Raw genomic sequence first — 18464 nt, forward strand, 5'->3', positions numbered from 1 at the left:
TAATCTTTACCCTTAATGCGACGCGCTTATAATAGCGGCAACTTCCTACTGGAGAATTCACTTGGACAGTCATTCGACATTTTTACAGATACTGGCAAGCTGAATTTTCATGCTGCTTGCCACCCGGCGGGCAGCAATCCTGTTTAATAACGATTGCTTCCTGAATAAGCTTATTCACGATAAGGCGATCGTTATGCTGCTTTTTTCGCACGCTCTGTTTCCTCCTCCTCGCTGCGCGTAGCTGACTGGCTGCGCCCTGCGCCTGCGCTTTTTCGCCGCATCGCTATCCATACGCGGCGAGACGCTTACGCCTGCGGCTTATTCGGCCCTCATGCTACGCATCCTTTTTAATATTTAACTTTTTACGCATGCGTATTTTCGCATGTCGGGATTGCTTTGCCTGTTGCAGGGAGAATTCACTATGTCCGAATTAAAACTGGAAAGCCAAACGCTGGCGAAAAATAGCCGCGGCGCTGCGCGAAACGGCGAAAAAAAATATTTAATCGAGCAGGAAGCGAGCCGCTCCGTTGAGGCGACGCTGGCCAGCTTGCATAGCCAGGCGGCAGGCCTGAGCCAGCAGGAGGCGGAGCGCCGTCTGGCGCAGTTCGGCCCTAACGAAGTAGCGCAGGAAAAAGCGCCGCCTGCGCTGTTGCAGCTGCTGATGGCGTTTCATAACCCCTTTATCTACGTGCTGCTGGCACTGGCGCTGGTGAGTTTTTTCACCGACTACTGGCTGCCGCTGCGCGCGGGCGACGAGGGCGATCTCACCGGCGTCACTATTATCTGCACCATGGTAACGCTGAGCGCCATGCTGCGTTTCTGGCAGGAGTTTCGTACCAACCGCGCCGCGCAGGCGCTGAAGTCGCTGGTCCGCACGACGGCGACCGCCATGCGCGACGGCGCGCCGCAGGAGGTCGCCATGCGCGAGCTGGTGCCAGGCGATATCGTTCTGCTCAGCGCGGGCGATCTGGTGCCCGCCGATGTCCGCCTTATCAGCTCGCGCGATCTTTCCGTCAGCCAGGCCGTGCTGACCGGCGAGTCGCTGCCGGTGGAGAAAGTGGACCTCAGCGCCGATGTGGCGGTAAAAAGCAGCAGCGCGCCAGCGAGCGGCAAGAGTCTGCTGGAGCTGGATAACATCTGCCTGATGGGCGCCAGCGTATCCAGCGGCAGCGCGTGCGCCGTTGTCGTCGCGACCGGCAGCCTGACCTGGTTCGGGTCGCTGGCGAAGTCGCTGGTCGGCAGCCGCGCCCAGACCGCTTTCGATCGCGGCGTCAACAGCGTCAGCATGCTGCTGATCCGCTTTATGCTGATTATGGTGCCGGTGGTGCTGTTTATTAATGGCTTCAGCAAAGGAGACTGGACCGACGCCACGCTGTTCGCGCTGGCCGTCGCCGTGGGGCTGACGCCAGAGATGCTGCCGATGATCGTCAGCTCTAATCTGGCGAAAGGGGCCATGGCGATGGCGCGGCGCAAAGTTATCGTTAAGCGCCTGAACGCGATTCAGAACCTCGGCGCGATGGATCTGCTCTGCACCGATAAAACCGGCACCCTGACGCAGGATGAGATCCAGCTGTCGCACGCGCTTAACTGCGCCGGCGACGAGGATGCGCGCGTGCTGCTGCTGGGCTGGCTGAACAGCAACAGCCAGACGGGAAGCAAAAATCCGATGGATCGCGCGGTAATGCGCGCAGGCGCGATGCAGGTCAGCGAGACGCAGCGCAGCCGCTACCACAAACAGGATGAACTGCCTTTTGATTTCGCGCGACGTCGCCTGTCGGTACTGCTGGAAGATCTGCAGCAGGGCGAGTCGCTGCTGGTCTGTAAAGGCGCTGTCGAAGAGATGCTTGCCGTGTCGACGACGATTCGCCTTTACGGCGAGTGCGTCCCGCTCTGTGACGACCGCCGGGCAATGCTGCAGGCGCTGGCTGAAGAGTATAACCAGCAGGGCTTCCGCGTGCTGCTGGTGGCAACGCGCGCAGGCGACATCGCGCCGCCGCTGGCGCAGGCGGATGAGCGCGAGCTGACGCTGGAAGGGATGCTGACTTTCCTCGATCCGCCAAAAGCGAGCGCTGGCCTGGCGATTCAGGCGCTGCGCGACAACGGCGTGGCGGTCAAAGTGCTGACCGGCGACAACCCGGTGGTCACGGCGCGTATCTGCCAGGAGGTGGGACTGGACGCCAGCGCGATGCTGACCGGCGATGAGATTGAGGCGATGAGCGACGGCGAGCTGGCGCAGGCCGCAGAGCGGAGCAGCCTGTTCGCCAGGCTGACGCCGCCGCAGAAAGCGCGGCTGGTACGTCTGTTTCAGCAGAACGGCCACACGGTAGGCTTCCTCGGCGACGGCATTAACGACGCCCCGGCGCTGCGCGACGCCGACGTCGGGATTTCGGTCGACAGCGCGGCGGATATCGCCAAAGAGTCCTCCGATATTATCCTGCTGGAGAAAGATCTGCGCGTGCTGGAAGAGGGCGTGCTGAAAGGGCGCGAAACCTTCGGCAATATCATCAAGTACCTGAATATGACCGCCAGCTCTAACTACGGCAACGTCTTTTCCGTACTGATCGCCAGCGCCTTTATTCCGTTTCTGCCGATGCTGTCGATTCAGCTGCTGCTGCAGAACCTGATGTATGACATCTCCCAGCTGGCGCTGCCCTGGGACAAGATGGATGCGGAGTTCCTGCGCAAGCCGCGCAAATGGGACGCCAGCAATATCCGGCGCTTTATGCTGTGGATGGGGCCGACCTCGTCGCTGTTCGATATCACCACCTTTGCGCTGATGTGGCACGTTTTCGGCGCCAATCATGCGGGCGCGCAGTCGCTGTTTCAGTCCGGCTGGTTTGTTGAAGGGTTGCTGTCGCAGACGCTGGTGGTGCATATGCTGCGCACGCAGAAGATCCCCTTTATTCAGAGCCGCGCGGCGCTGCCGGTACTGTTGACTACGTTCGGCATTATGGCGCTTGGCATCGGCATTCCGTTCTCGCCGCTTGGCGCGATGGTTGGACTGGCGCCGCTGCCGCTCGCCTATTTCCCCTGGCTGGTGGCGACGCTGTTCGGCTACTGCCTGGTGGCTCAGGGAATGAAACGGATCTATATCCGCCGCTTCGGTCAGTGGTTCTAGGAGGGCGGCAATGAGAAGGGTAAGGCTCGATCGGGCGTTTATCGGCGTGGCTGTTATCGCCATTGCGCTGATTTTACTGACGGTCATTGTACGCTAAATCATCGGCGGCGAGGCGACTCGCCGCTTTTCCATTTTTTAGCCCGTTTCTGTGGTTAAGAATGGTCTTAAATTTCTCCTCTGCAAACTCCCCTGTATCCGCGCTCACCGCTCCGGTTTTATTACGAAAACCGGTAAAATCCCCTAAACATTCAGCTTAAAAAATCAGCAAACGAAAGTTGTCGCTAACAGTAAATTATGGGTAATATGCGGCCACTTTTACCTGAGTTAACATAATTTACGATTACTTTACGTGACAGGGATTGTCGGATGGTTTTCCAGCATAAATGTATTCTTTTCTCCGTCGCTCTGCTGAACGGCGCGTTTTTTACCGCACAGGCCACCGCCGCAGAGGCGCTGCCTGACGGAAATGACCAGCTACGCCTCCAGCAACAGCGCCAGCAGGCGCTGGAGCGCCAGATTGAACCGAAAGCGCCGGATGTGCGTCTTTCGCCGCCGTCTTCCAGCTTCGGCAGCATCGTTTTTCCCGCTGAACGTCCCTGTTTCACCATCGCGCGCGTCGAGCTGCAGGGGCAGCAGGCGCTGCCCCGCTGGCTGCCGCTTAACCGCATCGCCAGCCAGGCGCAGGGGCGCTGCCTGGGGGCGAAAGGCATCAACCTGCTGATGAGCACGCTGCAAAACCGGCTGGTGGATCACGGCTATGTCACCACGCGCGTGCTGGCGCCGTCGCAGGATCTCAACAGCGGCGCGCTGCGTCTGGTGATCGTGCCGGGCTACGTGCGCGAGGCGAAACTGACGCCGGAAAGCGACCACTATCTCTGGCTCTACAGCGCCTTTCCTGCTCATGCGGGCAACCTGCTTGATTTGCGGGATATCGAACAGGGGCTGGAAAATCTGCAGCGCCTGCCGACTGTGCAGGCGGATATGTCGGTGGTTCCCGGCGAACAGCCTGGCGAAAGCGATATTCAGGTGCGCTGGCAGCAGAAAAAGATGTGGCGCGTCGGCGTCTCGCTGGATGACTCCGGCACCCGCAGCACCGGCCGTTATCTGGGCGGCGTGACGCTTTCGCTCGACAACCCTTTTGCGCTGAGCGATCTCTTGTATCTGTCGGCCACGCACGACCTGCAGGGCCAGGGCGGCAAGGGCAGCAAAAACCTCACCGGCCACTATTCGGTGCCGTTCGGCTACTGGATGTTCTCCGCGACGGGCAGCGATTACGACTATCACCAGACGGTGGCCGGACGTAATCAGGATTATCGCTACAGCGGCAAAAGCAAAAGCCTCGATGTCCAGCTCAGCCGCGTGCTGCACCGCAGCGGCACGCAGAAAACCTCCTTTACCTACGACGTGCTGACGCGCGAAAGCCGCAACTATATCAACGACACCGAAGTGCAGGTGCAGCGGCGACAGACCGCCGCCTGGCGTATCGGTCTGCAGCATCGCCACTACATTCAGCAGGCTACGCTGGACGCGGGCATCAGCTATCAACGCGGCACGCGCTGGTTTGGCGCGCAGCCTGCGCCGGAGGAGTATTTCGGCGAGGCGACGGCGCTGAGCAAAATCGTGCAGCTTAATGCGCAGTTCAATCTGCCGTTTACGCTTGGCGATCAGCATTTTCGTTACAACATGCAGTATCTGCGCCAGATGAGCAACACGCCGCTTACGCCGCAGGAGCAGTTCGCTATCGGCAACCGCTGGACGGTGCGCGGCTTCGACGGCGAGCGCACCCTTAACGCCAGCCGCGGCTGGTATGTGCGCAACGATATCGCCTGGAGCACGCCGCTGCCCGCGCAGGAGTTCTACCTGGGCGCGGATTACGGCGAAGTCGGCGGCGCTGGCAGCGAACTGTTAACCGGCCAGCATCTGGCAGGCGGCGTGGCGGGGCTGCGCGGGCAGGCGTTCAACACCGGCTATGACCTGTTTATCGGCACGCCGTTCTCCAGACCGGATGGCCTGCGCACCAGCTACGTCACGCTCGGCTTCAACCTTAACTGGAGCTACTGAGAGGCCGACATGCGCGCAGGACAATATGAGATTAAATCGCCGCTGATCCTCGGTGGCGACGAGAGCGAGGCGGAGGTGCTGGGCGCCGCCGTCTGGCTGTGGATACATTCGCCGCTGCACCGCGACGCGCCGCTGCATGCGCTGCCGACGCTGCTGCTGCCGATTATCAAACAGCAGCAGTATGTTCTGGTGGCGGAGGCGGGCCAGCCGGTGTTTTTCTTTAGCTGGGCCTGGCTGAACAGGGAGACGGAAGCGCGCTATCTCACGCTGCCCGCCATCCATTTTCCGCCTGAAGACTGGAACAGCGGCGATCGCATGTGGTGCTGCGACTGGATCGCGCCCTTCGGCCATACGCTGGCGATGAGCCGTCTGGTGCGCCGCGACCTCTTTCCTCACGCCTGCTGGCGGGCGCTGGATCATCGCGGAGAGCAGCGCGGCAAGCGCGTGTTTAACTTTCATGGCGGCAGCGTCAGCCATGAGGCGGCAAAACGCTGGCAGCAGCAGCATCCGCTCGCCGTGGAGCTGCCACAAATCTGATAAGGACATTAGATGAACAGAAACCTGTACCGAATCATTTTCAACAAAGCGCGCGGCATGCTGATGGTGGTGGCCGATATTGCCCGTTCGGGCCGCGCGGGCAGTTCCCGCTCCTCCGGCGTGGGCCATACCCTGAGCCGCCTGATCGGCAAAGTCGGGGCGCTGAGTTTTAGCCTCTGGCTGGCGATGGGCGTGATACAGCCCGCCAGCGCCGCGATCGTGGCGGACGCGCAGGCGCCTGGCGGACAGCAGCCGACCATTATCAACAGCGCCAACGGCACGCCGCAGATCAATATCCAGACCCCCTCCGCAGGCGGCGTTTCGCGCAACAGCTACAGCCAGTTCGATGTCGGGCAGCAGGGCGCCATCCTGAACAACTCGCATAAAAACGTGCAGACCGAACTGGGCGGCATGGTAAGCGGCAACCCCTGGCTCGCCAGAGGCGAAGCCAAAGTGATCCTCAACGAGGTCAACTCGCGCGATCCCAGCCGCCTGAACGGTTTTGTGGAGGTGGCGGGACAAAAAGCGGAGGTGGTGATCGCCAACCCGTCCGGCATCACCTGCAACGGCTGCGGTTTTATCAACGCCAACCGCGCCACCCTGACCACAGGCCAGGCGCAGATGAATAACGGCAACCTCACCGGCTTTAACGTCGAGCGCGGAGAGGTGGCGGTCGAAGGCGCAGGGATGGACAGCTCGCGCCAGGACTACACCGACATTATCGCCCGCTCGGTAAAAATCAACGCCAGCGTCTGGGCTAACGACCTGAAGGTGACTACCGGCCGCAACCAGGTGGATGCGGCGCATCAGCAGGTAACGAAACAGAGCGACGATCCCGCCTCGCGCCCGCAGATGGCGCTCGATGTCTCCAGCCTTGGTGGCATGTATGCCGGAAAAATTCGTTTGATTGGCACCGAAGCGGGCGTCGGCGTACGCAACGCCGGCAGCATCGGCGCGCAGGCGGGCACCGTCGTGATCAGCGCCGACGGACGTATTGAGAACAGCGGCAGCATACAGAGCAGCGGCGAGCTGCAGGTTGCCGCCAGCGAGGGCGTCAGCAACAGCGGCGCGATCTTCTCCGGCGGCAACGCCACGCTCTCCAGCGCGGCGGAGGTAGCGAACAGTGGCTCTGTTGCCGCACGCAATAACCTCACGCTTCAGGCAGCCAGCCTGAACAGCACCAAAGAGAGCATCCTCGCCGCTGGCGTGCAGAGCGACGGCAAGATCGGCGACTCAGGCGATCTGACGCTCGCTACCTCAGGCAAGCTGACCGCGCAGGGGCAGAACCTGGCGGGCGGCGACCTGGCCGCGCGCGGGCAGGGGCTGGATCTCAGCGGCAGCCGGACGCAGGGAAAAAATATCACCCTCGACGCCCGCGACAGCGATCTGGTTACGCGCAACGGCGCTATCGCCGCGCAGCAGCAGCTCAGCGCCAGCACCGGCAAGCGGCTGGATAACGACGGCGGCACGCTGACGGCGACTAAGCTCGATCTGCACGCTCACGATCTCTCCAGCCAGCAGGGGCAGATCACGCAAACCGGCGGCGATGATCTCTCGCTGACGCTGCAGGGCGACCTGAATAACCGCGGCGGGCGTATTGCGACCAACAGCGGCAATCTGACTCTTAGCGCTGACACCCTGGATAATCAGTCCGGCGATATTACCCATGCCGGCAGCGGCACGCTGGCGGTTAACGCACGCAGCCTGCAGGGCAGCGGCGGCAGGCTGATCTCGAACGGCCAGCTCAGCCTGCGCGGCAGCGAGCTTAACCTTGATAACGGTACCACTTCCGCTCAGCAGATCGATGCTGACGCCGACAGCCTGTCGAACCGCCAGGGCCAGATAGTGCAGAGCGGCAGCGGCGCGATGCGTTTGCATACGCGCGGCGCGCTCGACAATGAAGGTGGCCAGCTGGCGGCCAACGGCGATATCGATCTCAGTGCGGCGGCGCTCAATAACCGCTCCGGCACCCTCGTCGCCGCGCAGCAGGGCAGCCTGACGGCGCAGGTAAGCGGCACGGTGGATAACCGCCAGGGCGAAGTGGCGGCGAGCCGCAACGTCACGCTAAACGCCGAGCGGCTGGACAACAGCCAGGGCAAGGTGACCGCAGCGACGGGCAGCGGCAGCATTACGACGCAGCAGGCGCTGGCGAATCAGGCTGGACGCCTCGAAGCGCAGCAGGATTTTACCCTCAATGCCGCCGGGCTGGAGAATCAGGGCGGCAAGCTGCTCGGCGATAACCTTACGCTGGCGCTGGGCCAGAACGCGCTGGATAACCAGAACGGCGTTATCGCCGCCACTGGCGCGTTGCGCAGCGACAGCGGCGCGCTGAATAATGACGGCGGGCTGCTGCAGGCAGGTGGCGATCTGCTGCTCGATACGCATGGCGCGCGCCTGAGCAACCAGCTGAGCGGCGACAGCGGCGGCATACTCAGCTCCGGCGCGCTGACGCTGCGCAGCGGCGAACTGGATAACCGCCAGGGGATGCTGGCGGGCGGCGGCGATACGCAGCTGACTACCCAGGGGCTCAATAACAGCGGCGGCACGCTGGTGGGCAAGCAGCGCCTGCAGATCAGCAGCGACGGCGCGCTGACCAACGACGCGGGCCTGCTGCAGTCGGGCGGCGATGCCAGCATCGACACCCACGGCTATGCGCTGAGCAACCGCGACAGCGGCAGCAAGGGCGGCATCAGCAGTCTGGGCGCGCTTACCCTTAACGCAGGCGCGACCGACAACCAGCAGGGCTTTATCGCCAGCCAGGGTGACCTTCTTTTCCAGGGCGCGGAGCTGGCGAATCAGCACGGCACCCTGGCTTCACAGGCGGGGCTTTCCGCCGCTGCGGAGACTATCAACAACCAGAGCGGGACGATTAAAGCGGGCCAGGGGCTGACCCTGAGCGCGACACAGTTGCTGGATAACCAGAACGGCGTTATCGGCGCGGGCAAGGCGCTGCGCGTGACCGCCGGAGAGCTGCTCAACGGCCAGGGCACGCTGGCGAGCGGCGAGACGGGCCAGCTGGATTTCGGCGTGCTGGATAACCGCGACGGGCAGGTGGCGGCGCAGCAGGCGCTGACGCTGCGCGGCGGCACGCTGAACAACAGCGACGGCGGCCTGATCCAGAGCGGCGATCGCCTCGATATCGGCGTGGACACGCTGCTCAACCAAAACAGCGGCGACAAAGGCGGCCTGACCAGCCAGGGCGATATGGTTATCGCCGCAGAGAAAATGGATAACGCGCAGGGTCTGGCCCTGAGCGGAAAAGCCTTGCAGCTGGATGCAGGCGGGTTAAATAATGCGGCTGGTACGCTGGTAGCGCAAAACCAGCTCCGCCTCGCCACACAATCCGCACTCAATAACCGGGCAGGCCTGCTGCAGGGCGGTAGCGTGCTTGTTGACAGCAACGGTCAGGGCATCAACAACGAAAACGGCACGCTCTACAGCCTGGGCGATCTGCGCCTGCAAAGCGGCGATCTCGACAATCAGGCCGGTACGCTGGGCGCGAAGGGCGACCTTACGCTGCAAAGCGGCGAGCTGGATAACCGCAATGGCGGGCGCGTGGTCAGCGAACAGGCGGCCAGCCTGAATGCCACGCATCTGGATAACCGCGGCGGGCAGATCCAGAGCATCGGCGATCTGCTGCTGTCGAGCGCGCAGGGCGCGATAGATAACGCCGCCGGGCTTATCCGCAGCGGCGCGAACGCCGTACTTAACGCGCTGCAGCTGAACAATCAGGACACCCAGGGCGCGCAGCAGGGCATTGAAGCGGCGAATATCGAGATCAACAGCGGCAGCCTGGCTAACCAGCGCGGCGCGCTGCTGGCCGATAAGCAACTGACCATCAACAGCACCGGCCCGATCGACAACAGCAGCGGGCAGATAAGCGCCGGAGAGGCGTTATCGCTTCAGGGCGACGGTCTGACGCTGACCAACAGCGCGGGCGTCGTCAAAGCGGGCCGATCGCTGGCGATCCGTGCCGATCGCATCGGCGGCGACGGGCAGCTGCTTTCCCTCGGCGATATCACGCTGGTCAGCCAGCAGAGCCTGAACAACAGCGGCGAGATGATCGCCAACGGCAACTTTAACTTCACCACGCCAGGCGACGTCACCAACAGCGGCAAGCTGCTGGCGGGCGGTAAGCTGGATCTGCGCGCCAGTAATCTGCTGAACGCCGCCAGCGGCGAAATCAACGCCGGGCAGGACTGGCTGACGCTGAACGGCCAGCTAACCAACTACGGCCTGATCGACGGCAAACAGACGCTGTTAAAGGCTGGCACCTTAACCAATATCGGCAGCGGCCGTATCTACGGCGATACGGTGGGCGTGCAGGCTGGTGTCTTCAATAACCTGGCGGAAAACGGCACCGCCGCCACGCTGGCCGGACGCGAGCGGGTCGATATTGGCGTCCAGACGCTGAACAACCGCGATCACGGCCTGATCTACAGCGCAGGGGATATGGCGCTGGGCGGCGAACTGGATGCCGACGGGCTGGCGACCGGCAAGGCCGATACCATCAACAACCACAGCGCGACCATTGAGTCGGCGGGCGATATGCTCCTTACCGCCGGACAGATCAATAACGTCAACGATCATTTCAGCACCGAGCTGGCGACCGTTTCCACGGAGGCGATCACTGAGTATCAGCAGTCGGGTGATACGGTGCGCTGGAAAGCGGGTGAAGAGGGCGTCTTTGTCGATCGCAACTCCGCTGACTCGCTGCGCAACCTCAACACGCCGGGCAAAACCGGCAGCAACCACGACCGCTTCACCCAGTATGACTACACCCGCACGGTGCAGGAGACGCAGATTGCCGAAAGCGATCCGGCGAAGATTATCGCGGGCGGCAATATGACGGTGAACGCCGATAAGGTGTTCAACGATAAAAGCCAGATGGTGGCGGGCAATACGCTGACGATGAACGCGGGCGAGCTGGATAACGTCGAGGTGGCAGGCCAGCGCATCACGACCGACGTTGGTAAGTCCACCCGCTACTACCGCATCCGCCATAAAGGCGGTGACAGTCAGGGCAAAAAAACCTCGGCCTATACGCCGCCGGACGTGATTGAGACGATTGCGCTGAAGCCGAGCCAGCTGGTCGATCACGGCGACATCAGCGGCAGCCCGGTCACGATTGCGCCGCAGAGCGCGCAGGGAACCAACGCGGTTATCGGCCATACCGGCAGCGTCAGCGCCGCCGTGGCGGGCAGCACGCTTTCGCCTGACCTGCAGAACGTTGATACCGGCACGCTGCCAGGCATTGCTGCCGCCGCGCTCAAGCCGGGCCAGCGCTTCGAGGTCGCCAGCAGCGTTACGCCGCAGCAGGGAGAAGCGGCGCGCGTGGTGCGCATCGTCGGGCCGGATACGCGCCTGCCGGATAACAGCCTGTTTAAGACCAACCCGTCGCCCGACGGCAAATATCTGGTAGAGACCGATCCGCGCTTCACCCAGGAGAAGCAGTGGCTGAGCAGCGACTATATGCAGGACGCGCTGACGCAGAACAGCGATAGCGTCATGAGGCGCCTCGGCGACGGTTTTTACGAGCAGCGCCTGATCCGTGAGCAGGTAATCAACCTGACGGGCCAGCGCTATCTGGAGGGATACAGCAACGACGAAGAGCAGTATAAGGCGCTGATGAACAACGGCATCGCCTTTGGCAAGCAGTACAACCTGACGCTCGGCGTGGCGCTGACGCCGGAGCAGATGGCGCTGCTGACCGAGGATATCGTCTGGCTGGTCAACGCGCAGGTCCGCCTGCCGGACGGCTCCAGCCAGACGGTACTGGTGCCGCAGGTTTACGCGCGCGTGCAGCCGGGCGATGTGGACGGCAGCGGCGCGCTGATTGCGGGCCGCAACCTCAACCTGAACCTGGGCGGCGGGCTGTTTAACAGCGGCACCCTGGCCGGACGGGAAGTAGTGAAGCTGAGCGCCGACAACATCACTAACCTGGCGGGCACCATTAAAGGCGCGAGCGTGGATCTTAACGCCCGCACCGATATTAATAACATCGGCGGCGCGATCCAGGGCACCGACGCGCTGCTGGCGAACGCCGGGCGGGATATCAACGCCGTCAGCACCACGCGCAGCGTCGAGAGCCAGAACGGCGATAACAGCTTTGCGCGCACCAGCGTCGACAGCGTGGCGGGCATGTACGTGCAGGGCGACGACGGCAGGCTGATCCTGCAGGCCGGGCGCGATATCAACCTGACGGCGGCGCAGGTGGTCAACAGCGGCGAGGAGAGCCAGACGGTGATCCATGCGGGCCGCGACCTCAGTCTTAACACCGTCACTACCGCAAGCCGCGACGATATCGTCTGGGACGCAGACAACAGCCTGAAACAGGGCAACACGCAGCAGGTCGGTAGCGAAGTGGTGGGCAAAGGCGATGTTAGCCTGCTGGCGGGCAACGATCTGAACGCCAGCGCCGCCACCCTCTCGGCGGACGACGCGCTGGCGCTTACCGCCGGCCACGACGTGACGCTTCTCAACGGCGAGAACACTAAGGATCTGGATGAGCGCTACAAGGCGACCGGCAGCAGCGGCTGGCTGTCGAAAAGCACTCTCAAGACGCGCGATCAGATTTCGCAGCAGACGGCGCAGGGCAGCGCGCTGAGCGGCGACAGCGTCACGGTCGCGGCGGGCAACGACCTGCGCGTGCAGGGGAGCCAGGTTACGGGCACCAACGACGTCGTCCTGCAGGCGGGCAACGATCTCAGCATCCTGGGCGCCACGGAGCGCAACAGCGAACAGCATCTGTCGCAGGAGAAAAAGAGCGGGCTGTCAGGCACTGGCGGCATCGGTTTCAGCATCGGCTCGCAGAGCCTGAAAACCACCGAGACGGGGCAGGATCTGACCAACCAGGGCAGCACCGTCGGCAGCGTTAACGGCAACGTGACGCTGGAGGCGGGCAACCGCCTTGACGTTACCGGCTCTGAGCTTATCGCCGGTAAAAACCTGACGCTGGATGGCCGGGAGGTGAGCATTACCGCAGCGGAGAACCAGAGCAGCCAGACGCGCAAGGTGGAGCAGAAAACCTCCGGCCTGACGCTGGCGCTCTCCGGTACGGTGGGCAGCGCGCTGAATACGGCAACGCAGACGGTGCAGGAGGCGAAGTCCGCCGACAGCGGACGGCTGGCGGCGCTGCAGGCCACTAAAGCCGCGCTCAACGGGGTAGAGGCGGTGCAGGCCGCGCGCCTGGCGGCGGCGCAGGGCAACAGCCCACAGAACAGCAACACCATCGGCATCAGCCTCTCTTACGGCAGCCAGTCCTCCACCTCGACCCAGAACAGCGAGCAGCGCACCGCCCAGGGCAGCAGCCTGACGGCGGGAGATAACCTGAGCGTGGTGGCGCGGGGCAGCGGAGTGCAAGGCGCTGACGGCGACCTGAAGGTGCAGGGCAGCCAGCTGCAGGCCGGCAAGGACGTGCTGCTGTCGGCGAACCGGGACCTCAGCCTGCTTTCGGCGGAGAACACCTCGTCGCTGGAGGGCAAAAACGAGAGCCACGGCGGCACCCTTGGCGTGGGCGTCGGGGCTGGCCAGGGCGGCTGGGGCTTCAACATTTCCGCCAGCGTCAACAAGAGCAGGGGCAGCGAGCAGGGCAGCGGCGTCACCCATACGGAGACCCAGGTGAGCGCGGGGAATCAGGTGACGATGGTGAGCGGGCGCGACACCCTGCTTCAGGGCGCGCAGGTAAGCGGGGAGAAGGTGAAGGCGGACGTGGGCCGCAACCTGACGCTGGCGAGCGAGCAGGACAGTGACCGCTACGACTCGAAGCAGCAGAGCGTCAGCGCGGGGGGCAGCTTTAACATCGGCTCGATGACCGGCTCGGCGAGCCTGAGCGCCTCGCGGGACAAAATGCACAGCAACTGGCAGAGCGTGGAGGAGCAGACCGGCATCTTTGCGGGCAAGGGGGGCTTTGACGTCACGGTCGGGGAGCACACGCAGCTGGACGGGGCGGTTATCGGCTCTACCGCCGCGGCGGATAAAAACCGGCTGGAGACGGGCACGCTCGGGTTCAGCGACATCGAGAACCGGGCGGATTACAAAGTAGAGCACCAGAGCGCGGGCATCAGCACCGGCGGAAGCATTGCCGGTCAGTTTGCCGGGAATATGGCGAACGGGCTGCTGGTGGGAGCGAACCACAGCGGCAGCGACAGCTCGACGACGAAGGCGGCGGTAAGCGAGGGGGCGATAGTTATCCGCGACGGGGAGAAGCAGACCCAGGACGTGGGCGGACTGAGCCGGGACGTTGAGCACGCGAACCAGACGCTTTCCCCGATATTCGACAAAGAGAAAGAGCAAAACCGGCTGCAGGAGGCGCAGCTGATAGGGGAGATTGGGAACCAGGCGGCGGATATTGTCAGAACCCAGGGGCAGATAGCGGCGACAAAAGCTGCGAATGAACGGATGAAGAACGTTACGCCGGACCAGCTGAAGGCAGCGGAAGCCGAATGGCGGGCGGCACATCCGGACAAAGAGCCGAAGGCGAGCGACATCAGCGGCCAGGTCTATCAGACCTTCTATAACGAGGCGTTTAACGCGAGCGGGTTAGGCACCGGCAGCACCATCCAGCAGGGCATTCAGGCCGCGACGGCGGCGGTGCAGGGCCTGGCGGGCGGCAACCTGGCGCAGGCGGCCAGCGGGGCGGCAGCGCCTTACCTGGCGGAAGTTATTCACGCCATGACCACCACGAAGGACGCAAACGGCAACGACGTGGTGAACGTCCAGGCGAACCTGATGGCCCACGCGGTGGTGGGCGCGGTGACGGCCTACGCGGCGGGCAACAGCGCGGTCGCGGGGGCCTCAGGCGCGGCGATGGGCGAGTATATCGCGCAGCAGATGTATCCGGGAGTTAAACGCGAGGACCTGACGGAAGATCAGCGTCAGACGATAAGCACGCTGGGGACGCTGGCGGCAGCGCTGGCAGGCGGGGTGACCGGGGACAGTACGGCAGGTGCGGTAGCGGGTGCGCAGGCCGGGAAGAATGCGGTTGAGAATAACTGGTTGCATGAAGATGAGGCTCGTCAGCTTGATAAAGAAATGCAGGAATGCAAAAAATCAGGCGGTGACTGTAATATGGTTGTCGAGAAATACATTGAAATCAGCAATAAAAACAGCCAAGAACTTAAGGATGCTTGTAATGGCGGTGGTGTTACCTGCGTGACATGGGAGGAGTTAATACAGGCCGATACTAATGTCGCCCGTGATGAAAATCCTGGCCAGTTCCGTCTGAGTGAAAAACTTAAAGATCCGTCTGCGGCAGCGCTAGTGAATTACCTTAATGGAACAGATCTTAAATTCCTTAAGGATAATATTACTACAAGCGACCGTGTTATGGCTGTGGTTATGGATCCAACTTCATGGCCTACTTTGGTTATGGGAGGCAAGGCAATAATGACCAATGCTGTCAATAATACTAAAGAGCAGCTTATTGCGGTAGGCGTAGGTGTAGCTGCCGGTGCGGGTATCCAGTATGGAACTACGGGCGAAGTAAAATTATCAGACGTGATTGGGTCCGGTATAATTGGTGCCATTACGGCAGGTAAAGGTTATAACCCGACAATGGCGTGGAATGCGGCAGGCGGTTACTATCAAGCAGAAATTAGCGGGGATGATCCCTTTATGGCGGCACTGCTGAGCAAAGCTGGTGCATCGGCTGGATATGCGACTGGCAATGTTATTAAAGTGCCGATGGATAAAATACTCAATCCTGTATCCAAACAATATGAATGGGTGCCGACTGGCGTATGGACGATCACGAAACCTGTATCGCAGCATCCTTTACCATCAGTCGCCGGGAATATTGGCGATTCTATTACATCAGGTCTGGTGCCAAGTTATTTAGAGAAGAAAGAGGAAGCTAATAAATGACAAAGAGTCTTATAGTGCTAATTAAGGTTTTTTTGCTGCTATTATTAGCTATGAGTTTTATAGTTTCAGCTTTCTTCTTCTTTTTTGAAGGGCTGAATTATTTAACTGAAGGTGTCTTTTGTTTTGATAAACTATGGCGTGGCTTAAAAGGTGCTATGTTTGGCGCTATTCCTGCAAGTCTTATTTTATGGTTTTTTTATTACCTTTTGCCTTTATTTAAGAAGTGATCTGTTTTAATTAAAATAGAGATTGGTTACAACAGAGTAGAAAGATTTTTATCTGTTCTTATTCAACAGCCCGTCCTGCACGGGCTGTTGTTAAAATCTACTGAAAACGCTGTTATATACGATATCCGCTATTCCTTAAGGATAAAATCGCACAGGCGACCGTATCATAGCTGTAGTTATGGGCCCGAATTCATGGCCTACCTTGGTTATGGGAGGCAAGGCAATAATGACCAGTGCTGTCAACAATACTAAAGAGCAGTTTATTGCGGTAGGCGTGGGGTCAGAGTCAGGTGCAGGTATCCAATACGGAACAACGGGAGAAGTAAAATTATCAAACATGACTGGTTCAAGTCTAAGTGGTGCCATCACGGCAGGTAAAGGTTATAAGCCCACAATGACGTGGAATGCGGCAGGGGGGGTATCAGGCTGAAATCAGCGGTGATGATCCCTTTATGGCAGCACTACTGAGCAAGGCTGGTGCATCGGCTGGTTATGCGGCAGGTAACGTTATTAAAGTGCCAATGGATAAAATATTTAACCCTGTTTCAAAACAGTATGAATGGGTGCCGACAGGCGTATGGACAATAACTAAACCAGTACCGCAAAGTTCAGTACCATCAGTAATGGGGAATTTAGGAGATACTTTTGTTTCAGGCGCAACCGGGGATGCTTTGAATAAAACCGTATCTGGAGGTGAAAATGAAGAAAAATGAAAATCGAAAATCCATAGGGGCGTTGTTCTTTTTGTGCTTTTATACATGTTTAGCTTTGGTTTTTATTGGGGCGTTTTCTTATCTTTTGCGAGGTTGGTTACTTTGGGATTTTAATAAGCCATTCCTTTTTGGAAAAGAAGAGATTGCTATAGTATTAAAAATTAGTTTACTGGGAGTCCCGACAGGATTTGTGTTTTGGGTTTTTGATATCCGTTAGGACTGTAATTATTTACGGCCATTGCAAATGTGGCGAAGAATCATGACTCATGAACAGCAGGGCAGACACGGTAGGGATGGCAGACCGAGAAGCTCTATATAAAGCTGGGGGCCTGTTCGCTTAGTCCCTGAATACTGTTAAAAAATTTTCGCATATTGTACTGTGCTATAACCGTTGTTTAGTAAAGACATAAACGAGAATCAATTTTCATTATAAAATGGAGGTTTTTATGAAATTCGCAACAGTAACCGCCTTTTCTTTAATTTTAACCGGATGCGCTGGCAGATGGGGACAAGTGCCCTATATACCACCATCAGATACCGATAAAAATATTGCAAAAATAAGGCTGATAGGAAATCCCGTTGGCTTTACCATTTCACAATATGGTGGAAAAGAAGCTAATGTAGACAATAGTAAAGTTGTGATATTTAAATCAAGTACTGATATTGGATTGCCAAAATATAAAAGCTTTCCTGATAGATATAAAGAAACATATTTCGAGACGAAGTTGCATGCGGGAACGCCTACAAGTATAGGCTATTACTTTGCCAGATGTAGCATTTCTTATGATTTTCTTCCGCAAGCAAATGAAATCTACGAATTCAGGATAAATTTCTCTGATCGCTCTGGTTATTGTATTTTATATGGTACGCATATGAAATACGACAAGGTAAACGATGTTTATGTAGAAGAACCTGTGGAGAGATTAAAATGATTTTTATAACTCCCAAGAAAATAATGGCATGTTTTATATGTTTAATGTTAAATGCTTGTGCTGGCGATATTGATCGGACAAAAGAAGGATCGGTGTCGAATTTTTCAGAAAGGCAAATCAAAGAAAAGATTGTGGTTGGGCAGTCTACAAAGAGAGATGTCCTAATGTTACTTGGTCGACCAACTACACCTCTGGATTATAATGGAGGTAATAACTGGGTTTATTTTTCCGATATAAAAGACAGAAGGATTTATTTTCTCATACCTGTTTTTTTAGATGAGAAAGTTGTGCTTGGTTTGAAATTTAATGATAGTAATATTGTTGAGAAAATGGAATATAGCAGGAAATAACCTTATCCAATATTAGGCTAAAATAGTCTTGGCTAGAAAGTTCAGCCTGGAAATGACTATTAACATGCTTCATCTTAAAGAGGCTGGCGTTGAGGCCAAGAGAGGAGGTGTCTCCTTTGACCGAGACGTCAGCTTTGTTACGGGTATGTTAGCTACCAGAGCTGGCGGAGTCTGAGTAAGTATCACAACCTTATGAAATTAAGGCCTTTTACCCAATTCAACTTTGGTTTGTATACCTAAACGTGTACCAATTATTGGATCTCACACCCCTTAACGGCATGGCAAGGATAACGAATGCCCAGCGCTAAATCCAAAATAAAATGATTTTAGGGAAAAGTGTTCACAGTGTTCATTTTTGGTATTTATGTATTAAATTCATTGACTTAAGTGGTGAGCGGTTTGATACGGGATCTACACTAGTGTGTACTAAAAGTGATCACCTTGTTTGGGACAGCAAGAATGGGCTAAGGCGGTACGTGTAGATGGATTCTCAAGTAGCTAACATACATAGCTGTGCTGATTAGGTTGCATGGGAACACATCGAAAAGATTTTTTCTTTTCTAAGAAATAATCTTAAATGACAGATTTTTCGCTAAAAAGGACATGAATGGCCACGTTTTTTGCATGAGTCTAGGCTTACGAATCGGTTTCATATCCTACAA

10 protein-coding genes are annotated in these 18464 nt (G+C 58.4%); all 10 read left to right on the plus strand.

What is annotated here, in order from left to right; all coding sequences use genetic code 11:
* Positions 1–421 precede the first annotated feature (421 nt).
* Positions 422–3118 carry a magnesium-translocating P-type ATPase gene (mgtA, locus tag D7S44_RS18710; protein ID WP_120457438.1) on the plus strand — a complete coding sequence of 899 codons (2697 nt, stop codon included), beginning with the start codon at positions 422–424 and terminating at the stop codon, positions 3116–3118.
* Between the two features lie 10 nt (positions 3119–3128).
* Positions 3129–3215 (plus strand): magnesium transporter protection protein MgtU, encoded by an 87-nt coding sequence (gene mgtU, locus D7S44_RS24140; RefSeq protein WP_371315545.1) that lies wholly within the window; start codon positions 3129–3131, stop codon positions 3213–3215.
* A gap of 269 nt (positions 3216–3484) precedes the next feature.
* Positions 3485–5179, plus strand: a complete 1695-nt coding sequence (locus D7S44_RS18715; RefSeq protein WP_120457440.1) for a ShlB/FhaC/HecB family hemolysin secretion/activation protein — start codon at positions 3485–3487, stop codon at positions 5177–5179.
* A 9-nt stretch (positions 5180–5188) separates the two neighbouring features.
* A complete protein-coding gene (locus tag D7S44_RS18720; RefSeq protein ID WP_120457442.1) occupies positions 5189–5716 on the plus strand; it encodes a toxin-activating lysine-acyltransferase in 528 nt (175 codons plus the stop codon).
* A gap of 12 nt (positions 5717–5728) precedes the next feature.
* The gene (locus D7S44_RS18725; protein ID WP_120457444.1) at positions 5729–15580 is read left to right on the plus strand and encodes a two-partner secretion domain-containing protein; all 9852 of its coding nucleotides are present in this window, start codon (positions 5729–5731) and stop codon (positions 15578–15580) included.
* Positions 15577–15807, plus strand: coding sequence for a hypothetical protein (locus D7S44_RS18730; protein WP_120457446.1), 231 nt, complete (start codon positions 15577–15579; stop codon positions 15805–15807). Before D7S44_RS18725 ends, D7S44_RS18730 begins: the two co-directional genes overlap by 4 nt.
* Positions 15808–16259: 452 nt before the next feature.
* Positions 16260–16520, plus strand: a complete 261-nt coding sequence (locus D7S44_RS18735) for an adenylate cyclase (protein WP_167456981.1) — start codon at positions 16260–16262, stop codon at positions 16518–16520.
* Positions 16507–16737 (plus strand): hypothetical protein, encoded by a 231-nt coding sequence (locus D7S44_RS23370; RefSeq protein WP_147402119.1) that lies wholly within the window; start codon positions 16507–16509, stop codon positions 16735–16737. The genes D7S44_RS18735 and D7S44_RS23370 overlap by 14 nt, the downstream gene beginning before the upstream one ends.
* 229 nt (positions 16738–16966) lie before the next feature.
* On the plus strand, positions 16967–17452 hold the full coding sequence (locus D7S44_RS18740) for a hypothetical protein (RefSeq protein WP_120457447.1): 486 nt from the start codon (positions 16967–16969) through the stop codon (positions 17450–17452).
* A complete protein-coding gene (bamE, locus tag D7S44_RS18745; RefSeq protein ID WP_120457449.1) occupies positions 17449–17802 on the plus strand; it encodes an outer membrane protein assembly factor BamE domain-containing protein in 354 nt (117 codons plus the stop codon). Before D7S44_RS18740 ends, bamE begins: the two co-directional genes overlap by 4 nt.
* The last annotated feature ends 662 nt before the right edge of the window (positions 17803–18464 follow it).

Source organism: Pantoea piersonii (assembly GCF_003612015.1).
Classification (GTDB): domain Bacteria; phylum Pseudomonadota; class Gammaproteobacteria; order Enterobacterales; family Enterobacteriaceae; genus Pantoea; species Pantoea piersonii.